Here is a 16,117-nt window from a genome sequence, read left to right as displayed (position 1 = left end):
CATTGCGCCGGACCGTTACGCCGCGGATCATGTCATGCGGCGAATTCCCGTAGGAGCCGAAGACCTGCTTGAAGCATCTCCGCTGCCGCATCGGCACTGTCGGCTTCGACATAGCAGCGCATTTCCGGCGCGTTGCCTGATGGCCTGAAATGAATGATCCGGCCATTGTGCAGGGTGATGCGAAGCCCGTCCAGTTCGTTGACGTCTATGGGCTGGCCCAAAGGAGCGACAAACTGCTCGAGATTGGTTCGGTCCGCCCGCAGCCACGCCATGATGGCGGCACTTCTGTCCGTAGCGAAATTTTCAAGCCGGTCCGCCGCAGTCGCGGGAAGACCAAGTGCCCGCGTCAGGCCCGCAAGAGACAGGCCCGAGGTTGCCACCGTGCCCAGAACCGCAAGAATGGGGAGGAAGGCGTCCCGTGTCGGCAAAGCCTCGAGGTCTCCGGATGCGAGCTTGAAAGGCGAGGCAGTCAACGTTCCGCCATTCGCCTCGAAGCCGACAATGCGATGGTGGGTTTTCTGCGCTTCCAGCATGCCGGCGATGACGTAGGGTGACCCGACCCTCGTCCGGATGACGTGGCCATTGCCGGAAGCCTCTATGCCCGAATTGGACGTGATCGGCGTGACGATCGCATCGGCACCGAGGAAACGCGCGGTTATCAGGCCGCATATATCGCCAGCCACCGGCACGCCCTTCTCGTCTGCAATCAGCGGCCGGTCGCCATCTCCGTCGGCCGAGACGATGGCGTCGATCGCGAACTTGCTCGACCAGCCTGTCAGCAAAGCGATGGTCGATGCCGATACTGCCTCCGTGTCGACCGGGATGAAATTTGCGGAACGCCCGAGATCGACCACATGCGCGCCATAGTGACTTAGAATCTCGCTCAGCATGTCGCGGGCAACGGAGGAGTGCTGGTAAACGCCGACGCGCATGCCATCGAGTGCACGGTGCGGGAGAATTGTTTTGCTGCGCTCCATGAAGACGGCGGCCACATCCGCAGAGGGGTCGGCCGTCGCGTCCGGCGATATGGGGACGTCCCAATTCCCGAACTCTGCAGCGAGGGCGGAAATTCCCTGCTCGTGGGATTTGTCGATCTCGCCGCTCGGCAGATAAAACTTGATGCCGTTCCGGTCTGCCGGGATATGGGATCCCGTCACCATCATCGATGCCACCCCGGTTTTCAGGCCGTAAAACGCCAGAGCCGGTGTCGGCACCGTGCCGCAATCGACCGGTTCCAGCCCTGATGCGCGAATCGCCCGTCTTGCATTTGCGGCAATTGCAGGACTGGACTCGCGGAAGTCGTACCCGACGAGAACGCGATCGCCTGGTGCGGCAATCCGGTTTTTCAGCAAAAAGGTTGCAAAAGCCGCAGCGTAAATAAAGGACGGTTTCCCCGCCAGTTCGACGGACAGGCCGCGCAATCCACTTGTTCCGAATTTAAGGCTCAAGTCCGTCTCCCTGCAGATACATCTCACCCGAAACTTCAGCTTCTTACTGCCGTTGCGGATGACAGGGAAGCCGTTCTGCGGCTCACTGCGAAGATCGTTGCAGTGCAGCGCAACCATGACGCATCCGTCATGCGCATCACCCTCCTAAATCCCAACGGAACCAAAGCATGCGCTGCCGCATTGTTTTCGCAGGGACACATGGAATTGAAAATTGAGGAGAATGTCATGAAACACGCCATCATCACCGCAGCCATTCTGGGTTTGATGTCGACGGCAGCACTGGCGCAGGAAAGCGCCACCACCGGCATGGTCGGCGGGGCGGCAACAGGCGCAATCATTGGCGGACCGGTTGGCGCAGGGGTCGGTGCCGTCGTGGGCGCGGTCGCTGGCGGGGCGCTGGAGCCGCCGCCGGAGACAGTGGTCACCTATGTGCAGCAGCAGCCTGTGCAGCAGTCGATCGTGGTGGAGCAGCCTTTGGCGGTCGGCAAGCCGATCCCGCAGGAGGTGGTGCTTGTCCCGGTTGAGGGGGATCCGCGCTACGCCTATGTGATCGTCAACGACCAGCGCGTGATCGTCGATCCGCAGACGCACACCGTCGTGCAGATTCTTCAGTAGTCTGCAGATCGTGGCTGTTTATGTTTCCAGGAAGGGGTGGCCAGTGCCGCCCCTTTTTCCTTTTGATAGTCGGCGCGCTGTGCAAAAGCGGTATTTTATTTGACATTGCGGACTGGCGCAGCTGCTGGTCCTAGCTCGCGAGAAGACGCGGCGGACTTGGAAAATCCGGTAAACAAGCCGAGCTGGAAAGGGGTGATTAACCTTTATTTTCTATTGAATTGAGGGAGCCTTTTGCCCGTGAATTTTGAGTGAGCAGGTCCCGATGCGTCTTTCCCGAACAAATCTTCCAAACCGCCTCAATCAAGCGGGAGCCGAGCACAATACGGGTGGAGAACTCGGTCCGGAAATGGACCATCGGCCTGCCTCTTCCCCGGTGATGGATAATCTCTCGGCGGGCAGCGGTTCGCGTGCTGATGAGGATGTTCTGGCTGCCAGTTCGGTCGAAGGGCGTGAAGACGTGCCGGTATGGCAAAGCGCCTTTATGCTGAGGCCGAATGTCCGTTTTACACGCACGCCTGAAAGCGCCTATTCCAAGCGCGCGCAAACCGGAGCATTGGGTGAGCCGGCCGCAGTGGGTTCGGACGTACCGCCATTGCCGGAAAGCGTCCCTCCGCAACAGGCTCTCCGGCAGGACTTCGCTGCTCAAGAACAGGTTTCTGATGGTGCAACAGGAGGCGCATCCGGCGTGCAATTGTTGGCCATGCGCTTGAAGCAGGAAGTCGAGGTGCCGCCCGTAGCCGTTGCGGAGACTTCGGAGATGCCGATCGATCCGGCATTCTTGCTGCCGAAAGAGAGCGATGTGCCCACGGAAGCAGGGCTGACCAGGAAGCTGCCAAGCGCGCTGTACAATGTGTCGGACGACGTGTTCTGGAGCGCCATGGATCTGACGTCCGCGATGGATGTCGAGGTTGAGCCGGCACGATGGCACGCTCCTGACGTTGTACCAGCGCTTCATTCGGTGACTGGACTTTACCGCGAGATCGGTGTGCGTGCAGCCGGACCGCAATCGATCGGTTTATCCGCGATTTGGCAGGCCGCGGCGACCGCCCCCCAGTTGCCGCCTTTGCAGGCAATGGAAAGCGAAATCGTTGAGCCCCCATGCGAGCCAGCGCCTGCCCTTCAGTCTGAAGACGATAGCGCGCCGGCCGAGGTCGTTATCGATCCGCCGGTCGAGAGGATCGTGATCGCCGCGCCGCAGCCTGTGAAAAGAACGGCTCGAGTACCGGTGGCGAGCGGCGAATATGAGTTTCCCCCTGTCACCCTGCTGCAGGAGCCGTTGACCCAGGAAACCGCGATCATCAGCCAGGAAGCGCTTGAGCAGAGCGCCGGCCTGCTGGAAAGCGTTCTTGAAGATTTCGGCATCCGCGGCGAGATCATCGATGTCCGGCCCGGCCCGGTCGTCACCCTTTACGAATTCGAACCTGCGCCGGGCGTGAAATCCTCGCGGGTCATCGGTTTGTCCGACGATATCGCCCGGTCGATGTCGGCGTTGTCGGCGCGTGTCGCGGTCGTTCCCGGCCGTAATGTCATCGGCATCGAACTGCCCAATCCCATTCGGGAAACCGTCTACTTCCGGGAGATGATCGAATCCGAAAGCTATGGCGAGACACGCTTCAAGCTGGCGCTTTGCCTTGGAAAAACCATCGGCGGCGAACCGGTGGTCGCGGAACTTGCCAAGATGCCGCATCTGCTCGTTGCCGGCACGACCGGGTCGGGCAAATCTGTTGCCATCAACACCATGATCCTCTCCCTGCTCTACCGGTTGAAGCCGGAGGAGTGCCGCCTGATCATGGTCGATCCGAAGATGCTGGAACTGTCGGTCTATGACGGCATTCCTCACCTGCTGACGCCGGTGGTCACCGATCCCAAGAAAGCCGTCATGGCGCTGAAATGGGCCGTGCGTGAAATGGAGGACCGCTATCGGAAGATGTCGCGTCTCGGGGTTCGCAATATCGACGGCTTCAATGCGCGGGCTGCCTCTGCGCGGGCCAAAGGCGAGACGATTCTCTGCTCGGTCCAGACCGGCTTCGACCGCTCGACCGGAGAGCCGATCTTCGAACAGGAGGAAATGGATCTCGCCCCCATGCCCTATATCGTCGTTATCGTTGACGAGATGGCAGATCTGATGATGGTCGCCGGCAAGGAGATCGAGGGTGCGATCCAGCGGCTGGCCCAGATGGCGCGTGCGGCCGGCATTCACCTGATCATGGCGACGCAGCGTCCCTCGGTCGATGTCATCACCGGCACGATCAAGGCCAACTTTCCGACGCGCATCTCCTTTCAGGTCACCTCCAAGATCGACAGCCGGACGATCCTCGGCGAACAGGGCGCCGAGCATCTTCTGGGGCAGGGGGACATGCTGCACATGGTCGGCGGCGGGCGGATCGCCCGTGTTCATGGACCGTTCGTATCCGATGAGGAAGTCGAGAAGGTTGTCGCGCATCTGAAAACGCAAGGGCGGCCGGAATATCTCGGCACCGTGACGGAAGATGCCGAAGATACGGACGAGCTTGCGGAAGAAGACGGCGCCGTGTTCGACAAGGGAGCAATGGCCGAGGAAGACGGCAACGATCTCTATGACAAGGCCGTCAAGGTGGTGCTTAGAGACAAGAAATGCTCGACATCCTACATCCAGCGCCGCTTGCAGATCGGTTATAACCGGGCCGCCTCGCTGGTCGAGCGCATGGAAAAGGAAGGGCTCGTGGGGGCGGCAAACCATGTCGGCAAACGCACGATCCTCTCCGGGGTCCGCGATAGCATCGAAACGCCTGTCCCTGACGACGATTGAGAAGCGAGGCTGCGGGCAGGGAGCGACGGCGTTCCTGCCCGTGGGAGACATCGCTTGTCGAGCGATCAATCCTTCTGTCGGGCTTTCGAGCCGGCGGCGATGGTCAGTACGAAGTCGTCGAGTTCCCGTTCGAGCTTTTCGGTGGGAACGCCGACAAACCGCGCTTCCAGACTGATGCTGATAACGCCATGCACCGCACCAAAGAGCGTGCGGGCGCGGCTGGCGCGTTCTTCTGCGGACAAGCCGGGCTGCAGGTCGACAAGTGGCGCGGCGATCACGTCCATCAGGAACAGATGTTCGTCGAGATGCCACTGGGGTGATTCCCGCCCCTCCGACAGGCGATGCTCGAACAAAGCCTTCCAGAGATGACGATGGTTGACGGCGAAAGTCAGATAGCCACGCGCAAGATTGCGCAACTCATCCGTGGGCGTGCGGTCCTTGACCTCCGCGAGAGCAAATGTCGCTTCCAGCGATTTCAGCGTGCCCGAGTTGACGTGAAAAATCAGGTCGTCGAGATCGGCAAACACGGTATAGAGGCCGCCAAGTGCGCAGCCGGCGTCCTGCGTGACGTCACGGGCCCTCAGGTTCGTCAAACCATCGGCGGCGATGCGGTTGCGGGCCGCCTCGATCAGACGCGCCCGCAAATCCTCGCGCTTTTCTTCCCTTCGCCCACTCATTAACCCATTCCAATTCAAGTCGTGAACAACGTTCAAAATAATTCTTGAACGTTGTTCAGATATTCGATATATCTCGTTTCATGAACGCCGTTCATACATCGGAGACGGGGCATGTTCAAATCAATTCGCTCATTGCGCGCGGCGGACTTAGTCTTAAGCAGCCTTCCGCACGCACCCCGGTCAGTAAATCCGGTTGATGTCCTTGCCTGCCTTGGCGACCACATGAACTCCGCCGCTTGATCTGGTGTCACTATTGAAAAAGGACCATTATGATGACCGACAGCATTCAAAAGCACTCCTCCAGCTGGGTGAGCTTTTCCTATATTTCCTTCGGCACCGCGGCCTTCATGCTCGCTGCTGGCCTCTACACCATGCCGCTCGATCTTTGGGGCAAGGGCTATCTCACCATGGGGATCCTGATGCTGGTGCAGACCACGGTCAACATCACCAAGACGCTGCGCGACAACGCCGAATCGGACAAGCTGATCCGCAGGATCGAAGACGCCAAGACGGAAAAGCTTCTTGTTAATTTCAATCGCAATGGCGAGAGCTAATATTCGTTTACCACACCAATGAGTTGTTTGCGGGTTCAACCTTTGCGTAACATCTCTATGGCCTTCTGTTTTGACAAATGGGGAACCGGCATGCGCAGCAATCTGATGACATCGAGGAAATTCGCGCCGCTATTCTGGACGCAATTTCTCTCGGCCTTTAACGACAATTTCCTGAAGCAGACATTGGTGTTCATCATTCTTGCCCAGATGGCGTCGGAAGGCGCATCGCTGGTCACGGTCGCGGGTGGTATCTTTATCCTTCCCTTCCTGCTTCTGTCGGCAATGGCCGGGCAAATGGCCGACAAATATGACAAGGCCTGGCTCGCCGAAATCCTGAAGCGTTCGGAGATTGCCGTCGCAGCCATTTCGGTGGTCGGTATCGCCTTTTCCTCCATTCCGGTCCTGATGCTGGCCCTGTTCGGCTTCGGCGTCATCTCCGCGCTGTTCGGGCCAATCAAATACGGCATCCTGCCGGATCATCTCGAACGCAAGGATCTTCCGAAAGCCAATGCCTGGATCGAGGGCGGCACGTTCATCGCCATCCTCACCGGCACCATCGTCGCAGCGCTTGCCTTTACCAAGGGCGAAAATGTCTGGGTCTTCGGCCCGATGATGATGGGGTTGTCGGTTCTCTGCTGGATCGCCGCGCGCATGATCCCGCCCACGGGCTCAAAAGCGCCCGGTCTGGTCGTCGACCGCAATGTGTTTCGATCGAGCTACACGCTTGTCAGCGAACTGCGGGACGACACACGCATCTGGCGTTCGGCCTTGATGAACTGCTGGTTCTGGTTCGTCGGCGCCTTCGTCATGTCGATGCTGCCGATCATGGTCACGGAAATTCTCGGCGGTTCGGAGGTCGTCGTGCCCGCCTATCTCGCGGTCTTTGCGGTCTCGATCGCGATCGGCTCGGCCATTGCCGGATGGATGTCGGCTGGCCGCGTCGTGCTGCTGCCCGCACCGATCGGAACGCTGATTATCGCCCTGTTCGGCATGGATCTGGCCTGGAACCTCTGGGGCTTGCAATCGATTGCCAAGGCCGAAACGATAAGCGCCTTTTTTGCCGGCCAGAACACTGTTCGCGTGGCGATCGATCTCGCGGGCATGGCCGTCGGCGGCGCCTTCTTGGCCGTCCCGACCTTTGCCGCCATGCAGAGCTGGGCGCATGAGGACCGTCGCGCCCGCGTCATCGGCGCCGCCAATGTGCTCTCCGCCATGTTCATTACCGTCGGCCTCGCGCTGGTGGCCGGTCTGCAGGCTGCGGGGATGTCGGTTCCGATGATCATCCTCGGCCTGTCCATCCTCAATATCGGCATTGCTTGGCTGATGCTGGCGACCTTGCCGACCAATCCCTTCCGGGATTTCCTCTCGATTTTGTTCCGCGCCTTCATGCGCCTGGAGGTGGAAGGACTGGAAAACATCAAGAAAGCGGGCAGGGCGCCGATCATCGCGCTCAACCATGTCAGTTTCCTCGACGGGGCCCTGGCCCTTGCGATTACCGAGGAGGAACCGGTTTTTGCCATCGACTACAAGATCGCGCAGGCCTGGTGGGTCAAGCCTTTCCTGAAAATGTGCAAATTCCTGCCGCTGGATCCCACGAAGCCGATGGCAACCCGGTCGCTGATCAAGATCGTGCAGGATGGCAACTCGATCGGCATCTTCCCGGAAGGCCGCCTGACGGTCACCGGCACGCTCATGAAAGTTTACGACGGTGCGGCCATGGTCGCCGACAAGACCGGTTCGATGGTCGTGCCGGTCCGTATTGACGGGCTGGAAAGAAGCTATTTCTCACGGCTATCAGGCGGACAGGTTCGCCGCCGTCTGTTTCCGAAGGTCAAGGTGACGATCCTCGAACCGGTCAGGCTTGATGTGCCTGCAGAATTGAAAGGGCGGAAGCGGCGCATCGCCGCGGGTGCTGCACTCTATCAGGTCATGTCCATGCTGATGTTCCGCACCACCGACACATCGAAGACCGTGCTGGAAAAGGTCATCGAGACGGCGCGTGAACGCGGCATGGGACGGCTTGCGGCGGAGGATCCGGTTACCGGCTCCCTCTCCTACGGCAAGCTTCTCACGGGAGCAGCAGTGCTTGGCGCCCGTTTCATCACCATGTTTCCGGAAAAGACGGTGGGCGTCATGCTGCCCAACGCCAATGGCGCCGTTGCCACGCTTCTTGGCGTCATGACAGCGGGGAAGGTCCCGGCCATGCTGAACTTTACCGCCGGCGCCAGCAATATTCTGGCCGCCTGCACCGCGGCCGAGGTCAGGCATGTCCTCACCTCCCGCGCCTTCATTGCCCAGGCGAAGCTCGGGCCCGTCATCGAGGAAATGGAAAAGCATGTAACGATCGTCTGGCTCGACGATCTGCGAAGCTCATTCACTGTTGTCGACAAGGTCGTCGGACTGTTGCGCAGGAGCCGGCCTTTGAGAAAGGCAAATGCGCAGGATCCCGCGATCGTCCTGTTCACATCGGGGTCCGAGGGAACGCCGAAGGGCGTGGTGCTTACGCATGCCAACATTCTCTCGAATGCCGCCCAGGCCGCCGCGCGCATCGATTTCCATGCCGGCGACAAGGTCTTCAACATCCTGCCGGTGTTCCATTCCTTCGGCCTGACTGCCGGCACCATTCTGCCGCTGATCTCCGGCGTGCCGGTTTATTTCTATCCCTCGCCGCTGCACTATCGCATCGTCCCGGAACTGATCTACGCCTCGAACGCGACGATCATCTTCGGCACCGACACGTTCCTCAACGGCTATGCCCGCACCGCCCATCCCTACGACTTCCGTTCGATCCGCTATATTTTCTCCGGGGCCGAGCCCGTAAAAGCCTCGACCCGGGAGACCTATATGGAGAAATTCGGCCTGCGCATTCTGGAAGGTTACGGGGTCACCGAGGCCGCGCCGGTCATCTCCATCAATACGCCGATGTTCAACAAATCGGGCACGGTCGGCAAGATTTTGCCGGGCATGGAATGGAAGCTCGAGCCCGTGCCGGGGATCGAGGAGGGCGGGCGCCTGCATGTGCGCGGCGCCAATGTGATGGCGGGATATTTGCGCACCGAAAATCCCGGCGTGCTCGAACCGCTTGCCGGCGGCTGGCACGATACCGGTGACATCGTCACGATCGACGCGGAAGGTTTCGTCAGGATCAGCGGCCGTGCCAAGCGCTTCGCCAAGATCGGCGGGGAAATGGTGTCGCTGGCAGCCGTCGAGGCGCTGGCCGGCAAGCTCTGGCCAGATGCCCTTTCCGTCGTCTCGTCCCTTCCGGATGCAAAGAAGGGTGAGCGACTGTTTCTTCTCACCGATGCCCCGCAGGCCACCCGTAGCGAGTTCCTGGCTTTTGCCAAATCGAATGGCGCCATGGACATGATGGTGCCTGCCGACGTGACCGTTGGCAAGGTGCCGGTGCTGGGCTCGGGCAAGGTGGATTTCGTCGCCGCACGCAAATTGGCCGAGGAAGCGCTGGCATCGCGGCAGGCAGCCTGAGTCTGGCCCTGGGCTGGCAAGCCGGATGCGCGGCTTGCCACCTCCGGCGCGAAGCCCCCTATACGTATCCCACGGAGCGCTCGATGATTGCTTTAAAAGGTAAGTGGATTAGTTTGTGCAGTGCGGCAACCATAGTGCCGTTCGTGTGTTAACAGGCGCGCGCCGCTAAGGCGTCCACGCTGGAGGCAATAGATGAGATCCATGGCCGATACGATTGAACGTCTTGCACGGCTTCGCGGCCAGACCGGTGGTCCTGCGACGGCGTCCCGTCTGCAGCGACTTCAGGGGTTTGGCAGCAATCCAGGGGCGTTATCCGCCTGGTATCATGTGCCCAAGCAACTGGCCGCCTCGCCGCCGCTCGTCGTCGTGCTTCACGGCTGCACGCAGACGGCGTCTGGCTACGATCTTGGATCCGGATGGTCGAAGCTCGCGGATGATTATGGTTTTATCGTTCTTTTCCCTGAGCAGGTTCATGCCAACAACAGCAATCTCTGCTTCAACTGGTTCAATCCGCAGGACATTCGTCGCGACGACGGCGAGGTTCTGTCGATCCGGCAGATGATCGCGTCGGTAACGGCGGCGCATGGAATCGACGAACGGCGCATCTTCATCACAGGCCTGTCGGCTGGCGGCGCCATGGCCAATGCCATGCTGGCGACTTATCCCGAGGTTTTCGCCGGCGGGGCCATCATAGCCGGGCTTCCCTACGCGACCGCATCGACGGTGCCGGAAGCCTTCGACCGGATGCGCGGCCACGGTATCCCGACGCCGGCGGTTTTGCAGAGCAAGCTGGAAAGCGGGGCACCACACACAGGACCCTGGCCGCGCATCTCGATTTGGCATGGCACAAGCGATACGACAGTCGTTCCGGCGGCTGCAGTTGCAATCGTGGAGCAATGGCGCGGCGTGCACGGTGCAGGCAGCCGGCCCACTATGTCAGACAAGATCGACGGGCATTCGCGGACCGTTTGGCGCAGCAGCGCGGGCGAGGATGTCATCGAGCTCTATCAGATCTCTGGCCTTGCCCATGGAACGCCTCTCGACGTCGCGTCGGGCTACGGCAAGAGCGGGCCTTTCATGCTCGATGTCGGCATATCCTCGACGCTGCATATCGCGCGCTCATGGGGTCTTGTCGCATCCTTCGACCGCCGGCCAAGCGCTGCACCGCAGCCGGCAGCAGATGTTTCCGGGCAGTCAATGCCCGATGCGGAAACCGTAAACCCGATACAATCGGTTATTGAAAAGGCGCTGCGGACGGCAGGACTTCTTCGCTGAAGCAATCAACATTCCAGGCAATGTCGACAGATCCCGTAATCCTCGTCATCCGATACAAAGCGCTCCCGACAACAGTCGCAGCGCAGGGTCTTGACTTCCTGGCGCGGTTTGGGCGCCGGAGGGATAATCTCGATCTTCTGTTCGTCAAGATGTTGGGTGCCGGTTTCCATGTTTTTCTCCGCAACATGTCGCGGTTTGTAGATGGAGACGAACGGGCGCTTTTTCCAGACCTGCAGGGAATGTCGCCAGCACTGCTTCCCGAAGCGGACCGTCCCGTTCCGATAATGCTTGACCTGTGTCCAATTAGAGAACATTAAGAGAACGGTATATCGAGGAACGCATCATGGCCGAAAAATTCATCATCCTGCCGTTCAAGCGGGTCCGCGGCGGCCTGGCACCCGGTGAAATGCGTCAGGCGTCGAATGCGGTCAGTGCCGAAAAAATTGCAACGGCGATGGCTCCACGCCATGTCGGCGTCGCGGCCTACTCCGTCCAGGTGGACGAAGAGAGCGGCGACATGACCTCACCTCGTATCCTGATCCAGTTCGGCGAGATCGCCGACATTGCAGCCTGATCCAAAGCCCGTATAGCCTGGAATTCCCTTATAGCCGGTATGCTTGAAGGTTGTTTATCCGCAGAACCTGCCAGATACAGTCGGGCGATCAACCCACCTTGTAAAGGGAAGGAAGGGGCGTTCCAGTTATGCGTTCTCTGCATAGCTGCACTGCAGCAATGTCTCTTTCATGTGCGGGCAGATGGGGTATGATGTTTGTATCGAAGCGATGCACCTCCTCCCGCAGAGCTTCGAATTCAGGCGGCCCAATCCTCCTCCCATGGGGCGTCTGTCGGAACAGTGGCTCTCCTCCTCCCAGCTACTGTTCGGTTCTTTTCGGAAAGCCTGCCGCACCTCCTCCCGCGGCAGGCTTTTTCGTTTGTGGCCGGTCACGATCAAAGATCGAGATCGAGTTGCGGCTCTGTCCCGCTGCCTGAGGCGTCGAGCGACGAAAGTGTGACGCCCAGAAGCCGCACCGGACGTTTGAATGGGAACACTGAGGCGAGCAGGGTCTCCGCAACGTCCAGGATCATGTCAGTATCCGAAATGGCTCCAGGCACGGTCCGGCTCCGCGTCGCCTGGCTGAAGTCCGAATATTTGATTTTGACGGTGACGGTCTTTCCCCTGATGCCGTGCGTCTTGCAGGCGCGCCAGACCTTTTCAGCCAAAGGCCGCAACTCGGCTTTCGCCAGATCGAGCGCCTCGATATCTTCGACGAACGTGTCCTCGGCGCCGATCGATTTGCGCATGCGATCAGGTCTGACCTGTCGTTCATCGATGCCGCGGGCGATGCCGTAGAAATATGGCCCGGCTTTCCCGAATTGCTGCTGAAGGAAGCCGAGAGATTTTGACCTGAGATCGAGCCCGGTCTCGATTCCATGCCGTTTCATCCGCTCTGCCGTGGCCGGCCCGACACCATGGAATTTTTTGACCAGAAGCGTCTCGACAAAACCCGGGCCGTTCTTCGGTGTGATGACGGCCTGGCCGTTCGGCTTGTTCAGGTCGCTGGCCATTTTGGCGAGGAACTTGTTGTAGGAAATGCCCGCGGACGCATTCAGGTTGGTGACCTGCTTGATCCGGGAGCGAATTTCCGCTGCGATCTCAGTCGCGATTTCCATGCCCTTCAGATTTTCAGTCACATCGAGATAGGCCTCATCCAAGGAAAGCGGCTCGATCATTGCCGTATAGTCTGCAAAAATTTCCCGTATCTGCTGTGAGACCTGTCGATAGACATCGAAACGCGGGGCAACGAAAATCAAGTCCGGACATTTGCGCTTGGCGGTGACCGATGGCATGGCCGAATGCACGCCAAAGGCTCTTGCCTCGTAACTGGCGGCAGCCACTACGCCACGCGCCGCGGAGCCGCCAACGGCGAGCGGCAGGCCACACAGCGCCGGGTTATCGCGCTGTTCCACGGATGCATAAAAGGCATCCATATCGACATGAATGATTTTACGAATGGGCAGTGCAGTCAGAGCATCCAAGGCGGCGAGCCATCTTCTGTTTTTGAACAAAGAGAGAACATACCATCCTTCGGATCAAGATCCAACAGACATAGCTGTTAACTGCATAGCCCCTGGAAACCAGCTTGCCTCCAGCGCGTTGGTATGTCGTGACATGTGCAACAGGAGACGGACTGATGGCTGACGACAGCACGACGACAATCAGGGCAACTTTCAATACGCGCGCAGCAGCAGACCTTGCGGTCGAACATCTCGTTCAGCAGCATGGTATCTCGAGGCCGGACATCTTTATTCAATCCACGACGGCACAAAATACCGTTGGCTCGGCCCCATCGGGAGGCGATGCTTCTCATGAAGACGGCGCACGCCAGGATGCACCCTTTGGCGGGGAAATCGAAGTGTCTGCGGACATTGCCGCAAGTCAGATCGCTGCCGTCCAGCGTAGCTTCGGCGAGGCGGGGGCCATCCGCGTCTCGGGGCGATAGGCAGCATTGAGCTGGCTGAAACCGGCTCGGCTTTCCATGGAGGACCGGAAATTCATGGCCGACACTCTTTCGAAATACCGCGCCAAGCGCGATTTCCAGAAGACAGGCGAACCGAGCGGTGAAGCATCGGTCGAGCCATCGAACCGCAGGCGCTTCGTGATACAAAAGCATGATGCGACACGCCTGCATTATGATCTTCGGCTAGAGCTGGACGGCGTCTTCAAGTCATGGGCCGTGACCAAGGGACCGTCCCTTAATCCACAGGACAAGCGCCTTGCCGTCGAGGTGGAAGACCACCCGCTGGAATACGGCGACTTCGAAGGCACTATACCGAAAGGCCAGTATGGCGGTGGCTCGGTGATGCTTTGGGATCGTGGCTATTGGGAGGCGCAGGGCAATCAATCGCCGGAGGAGGCTCTGGCCGAAGGCGATTTCAACTTTACGCTCAAGGGAAAACGGCTGCATGGAAGCTTTGTTCTCGTGCGGATGCGTCATGACCGGGATGGTGGAAAACGGACCAACTGGCTTCTCATCAAACATCGCGATGACGCTGCCATCGATGAGAATGGTTCGGCGGTTCTTGAGGAGAATAACACATCGATAGCATCCGGACGGACAATGGAGGCTATCGCTTCGGGCAAGGGAAAAAAGCCGAAACCGTTCATGACGGACGTCGGGGCGGTCGAATCCGATGCCGTTTGGGACAGCAGTCAGGGGCTCGCCGCTAACGAACGAAAGAGAGGGGCAAAAGCGGGTGCGAAGGCCGCGGGAAAGCCATCTCCTTCCGAAGTAACACATACCATGCCCGGGTTTATCGCGCCACAACTCTGCGAGAGCCTGTCGCGTCCGCCATCGGCCGGCGGCTGGATTCACGAGATCAAATTGGATGGCTATCGCATCCAGATGCTGACGCAGGGCGGCAAGGCGACGTTGAAGACGCGCAAAGGTCTCGACTGGACTGCCAAATATTCAGCAATCGCAAAATCGGCATCAGCCCTTCCCGACTGCATTATCGATGGCGAGATTTGTGCGCTGGACGAAAGCGGTGCGCCGGATTTTGCCGCCCTTCAGGCGGCAATGTCCGAAGGCAAGACCGATGCGCTCGTGTATTTCGCGTTCGACCTGCTCTTCCTTGGAGGTGAGGACCTGCGCGAGTTGCCCCTGACAGAGCGCAAGAAGCGGCTTGCGGCCTTGCTGTCGGATGCCGGAGAGGATCCGCGCCTGCGTTTCGTCGAACATTTCGAAACCGGCGGCGATGCGGTCCTCAAGTCGGCCTGCCGCCTGTCACTCGAAGGCATCGTCTCGAAACAGGCGGCGGCACCGTATCGATCGGGGCGGACAGATACTTGGGCAAAATCGAAATGCCGCGCCGGCCATGAGGTGGTGATCGGCGCGTATGCAAAGACCGGTGGCAAATTTCGCTCTCTGCTCGTTGGGGTCAATCGTGGCGATCACTTCGTCTATGTCGGACGAGTCGGCACAGGTTACGGCGCCAAAACCGTCGCAACCCTGCTGCCGAGGCTGAAGGAAATGGAGACGGAGACATCGCCCTTCACCGGGATCGGTGCGCCCGAGAAAACCGCTGATATTGTTTGGCTCAAGCCCGAGCTTGTTGCCGAGATCGAATTTGCCGGATGGACAGGCGATGGTCAGGTTCGTCAGGCTGCGTTCAAGGGCCTGCGGGAAGACAAGCCGGCTGAAGAGGTTCAAGCTGATAAGCCCGCGGCGCCCTCGAAAACGTCCCTTCCTGATCCTGAAGCCGCCAACCCCCCGGCCAAGAAGGCGCGCAGGGGCGGAAAAGAAGAGATCATGGGGGTGATGATCTCAAGTCCGCAAAAGGCGCTTTGGCCGGATGCCGGTGACGGCAAACCGGTCACCAAAGTCGATCTCGCCCGGTATCATGAAGCTGTCGGCCCTTGGCTTATCGATCATATCAAGGGTCGCCCCTGTTCGATCATCCGCGCGCCCGACGGGATCGGTGGCGAGCAGTTCTTTCAGCGCCATGCCGGGCCGGGGACATCCAACCTGCTGGAACTCGTAACCGTGTCTGGCGACAAAAAACCCTATCTGCAGATCGATCGTGTGGAAGGACTTGCCGCCATAGCCCAGATCGGCGGGATCGAACTGCATCCCTGGAACTGCGAGCCGGGGCAGCCGGACGTGCCGGGCCGTCTGGTCTTCGACCTTGACCCCGGCCCTGACGTCGAATTCACGTCTGTCGTCGACGCCGCCCGGGAAATTCGGGACCGGCTCGAAGATCTCGGGCTTGTCAGCTTCTGCAAGACGACGGGCGGCAAGGGCCTGCATGTCGTCACCCCGCTTGCCGTTGCCAAGGGCAAGAAGCTCGGTTGGGATGAGGCCAAGGGCTTTGCCCATGATGTCTGCCAGGGAATGGCGCGCGATAACCCGGATCTCTACCTGATCAAGATGGCCAAGAACCAGCGCGAGGGCCGGATCTTTCTCGACTATTTGCGCAATGATCGGATGGCGACGGCCGTGGCGCCCTTGTCGCCACGGGCGAGGCCGGGCGCAACGGTCTCGATGCCGCTCAACTGGACCCAGGTCAAGGCGGGCCTCGATCCAACGCGCTTCACCATCCGGACCGTACCGGACTTGCTGAAAAAAGCCACGGCTTGGCAGGATTATTGCGATGGACAAAGACCGCTCGATCAGGCGCTCAAAAGATTGAGCAAGGCGAAGAAGGCTGCCGCTTGATCTGAGGGCCAGTCTTTTGCAAATGTCATCAGCCGCCGAACAAAATCCATCCGGCGGCATG

At 59.6% G+C, this 16,117-nt stretch carries 12 protein-coding genes; 8 read left to right on the top strand and 4 right to left on the bottom strand.

The genetic code is table 11. The annotated features are described in order from the left end of the window. Positions 1-32: 32 nt before the first annotated feature. A complete protein-coding gene (locus PY308_RS19690) occupies positions 33-1,448 on the bottom strand; it encodes a phosphohexomutase domain-containing protein (protein WP_275786006.1) in 1,416 nt (471 codons plus the stop codon). A 225-nt stretch (positions 1,449-1,673) separates the two neighbouring features. Here PY308_RS19690 and PY308_RS19685 point away from each other — a divergent pair, with 225 nt between their 5' ends. Together PY308_RS19685 and PY308_RS19680 are read left to right on the top strand one after the other, a co-directional pair. After that, complete coding sequence (locus PY308_RS19685) at positions 1,674-2,063, top strand: DUF1236 domain-containing protein (protein WP_275786003.1); 390 nt, start codon at positions 1,674-1,676, stop codon at positions 2,061-2,063. 262 nt (positions 2,064-2,325) lie between these two features. Next, a complete protein-coding gene (locus PY308_RS19680; protein WP_434064176.1) occupies positions 2,326-4,851 on the top strand; it encodes a DNA translocase FtsK in 2,526 nt (841 codons plus the stop codon). Between the two features lie 65 nt (positions 4,852-4,916). On the opposite strand, the gene PY308_RS19675 is transcribed toward PY308_RS19680, so the two are convergent. Then, positions 4,917-5,528, bottom strand: coding sequence for a TetR/AcrR family transcriptional regulator (locus PY308_RS19675; protein ID WP_275786001.1), 612 nt, complete (start codon positions 5,526-5,528; stop codon positions 4,917-4,919). Positions 5,529-5,800: 272 nt separating this feature from the next. Between PY308_RS19675 and PY308_RS19670 the strand changes: the two genes are divergently transcribed. The 3 genes from PY308_RS19670 (at position 5,801) to PY308_RS19660 (ending at position 10,840) form a co-directional block, all read left to right on the top strand. After that, positions 5,801-6,082, top strand: a complete 282-nt coding sequence (locus tag PY308_RS19670) for a YiaA/YiaB family inner membrane protein (RefSeq protein WP_275785998.1) — start codon at positions 5,801-5,803, stop codon at positions 6,080-6,082. Positions 6,083-6,172: 90 nt separating this feature from the next. After that, a complete protein-coding gene (locus tag PY308_RS19665) occupies positions 6,173-9,565 on the top strand; it encodes an acyl-[ACP]--phospholipid O-acyltransferase (protein WP_275785996.1) in 3,393 nt (1,130 codons plus the stop codon). Positions 9,566-9,757: 192 nt separating this feature from the next. Then, positions 9,758-10,840 (top strand): extracellular catalytic domain type 1 short-chain-length polyhydroxyalkanoate depolymerase, encoded by a 1,083-nt coding sequence (locus PY308_RS19660; RefSeq protein ID WP_275785994.1) that lies wholly within the window; start codon positions 9,758-9,760, stop codon positions 10,838-10,840. Between the two features lie 5 nt (positions 10,841-10,845). Here the strand turns inward: PY308_RS19660 and PY308_RS19655 are convergent, their stop codons facing one another. Then, positions 10,846-11,010, bottom strand: a complete 165-nt coding sequence (locus PY308_RS19655) for a hypothetical protein (protein WP_275785992.1) — start codon at positions 11,008-11,010, stop codon at positions 10,846-10,848. Positions 11,011-11,183: 173 nt separating this feature from the next. Between PY308_RS19655 and PY308_RS19650 the strand changes: the two genes are divergently transcribed. Continuing rightward, entirely contained in the window at positions 11,184-11,414 is a 231-nt protein-coding gene (locus tag PY308_RS19650; RefSeq protein WP_275785989.1) for a hypothetical protein, read from the top strand. Between the two features lie 374 nt (positions 11,415-11,788). On the opposite strand, the gene dinB is transcribed toward PY308_RS19650, so the two are convergent. After that, positions 11,789-12,829: a DNA polymerase IV gene (gene dinB, locus PY308_RS19645; protein WP_275791210.1), complete on the bottom strand. Its 1,041-nt coding sequence runs from the start codon at positions 12,827-12,829 to the stop codon at positions 11,789-11,791. A gap of 203 nt (positions 12,830-13,032) precedes the next feature. Here dinB and PY308_RS19640 point away from each other — a divergent pair, with 203 nt between their 5' ends. Beyond that, on the top strand, positions 13,033-13,341 hold the full coding sequence (locus PY308_RS19640) for a hypothetical protein (RefSeq protein WP_275785986.1): 309 nt from the start codon (positions 13,033-13,035) through the stop codon (positions 13,339-13,341). Between the two features lie 54 nt (positions 13,342-13,395). Beyond that, positions 13,396-16,056, top strand: coding sequence for a DNA ligase D (gene ligD / locus PY308_RS19635; RefSeq protein ID WP_275785984.1), 2,661 nt, complete (start codon positions 13,396-13,398; stop codon positions 16,054-16,056). The last annotated feature ends 61 nt before the right edge of the window (positions 16,057-16,117 follow it).

Origin of the sequence: Pararhizobium gei (assembly GCF_029223885.1) — a bacterium.
Taxonomy (GTDB): domain Bacteria; phylum Pseudomonadota; class Alphaproteobacteria; order Rhizobiales; family Rhizobiaceae; genus Pararhizobium; species Pararhizobium gei.
Note: the sequence above shows the minus strand (reverse complement) of the source record. Positions and strands in the feature narration are given on the sequence as shown.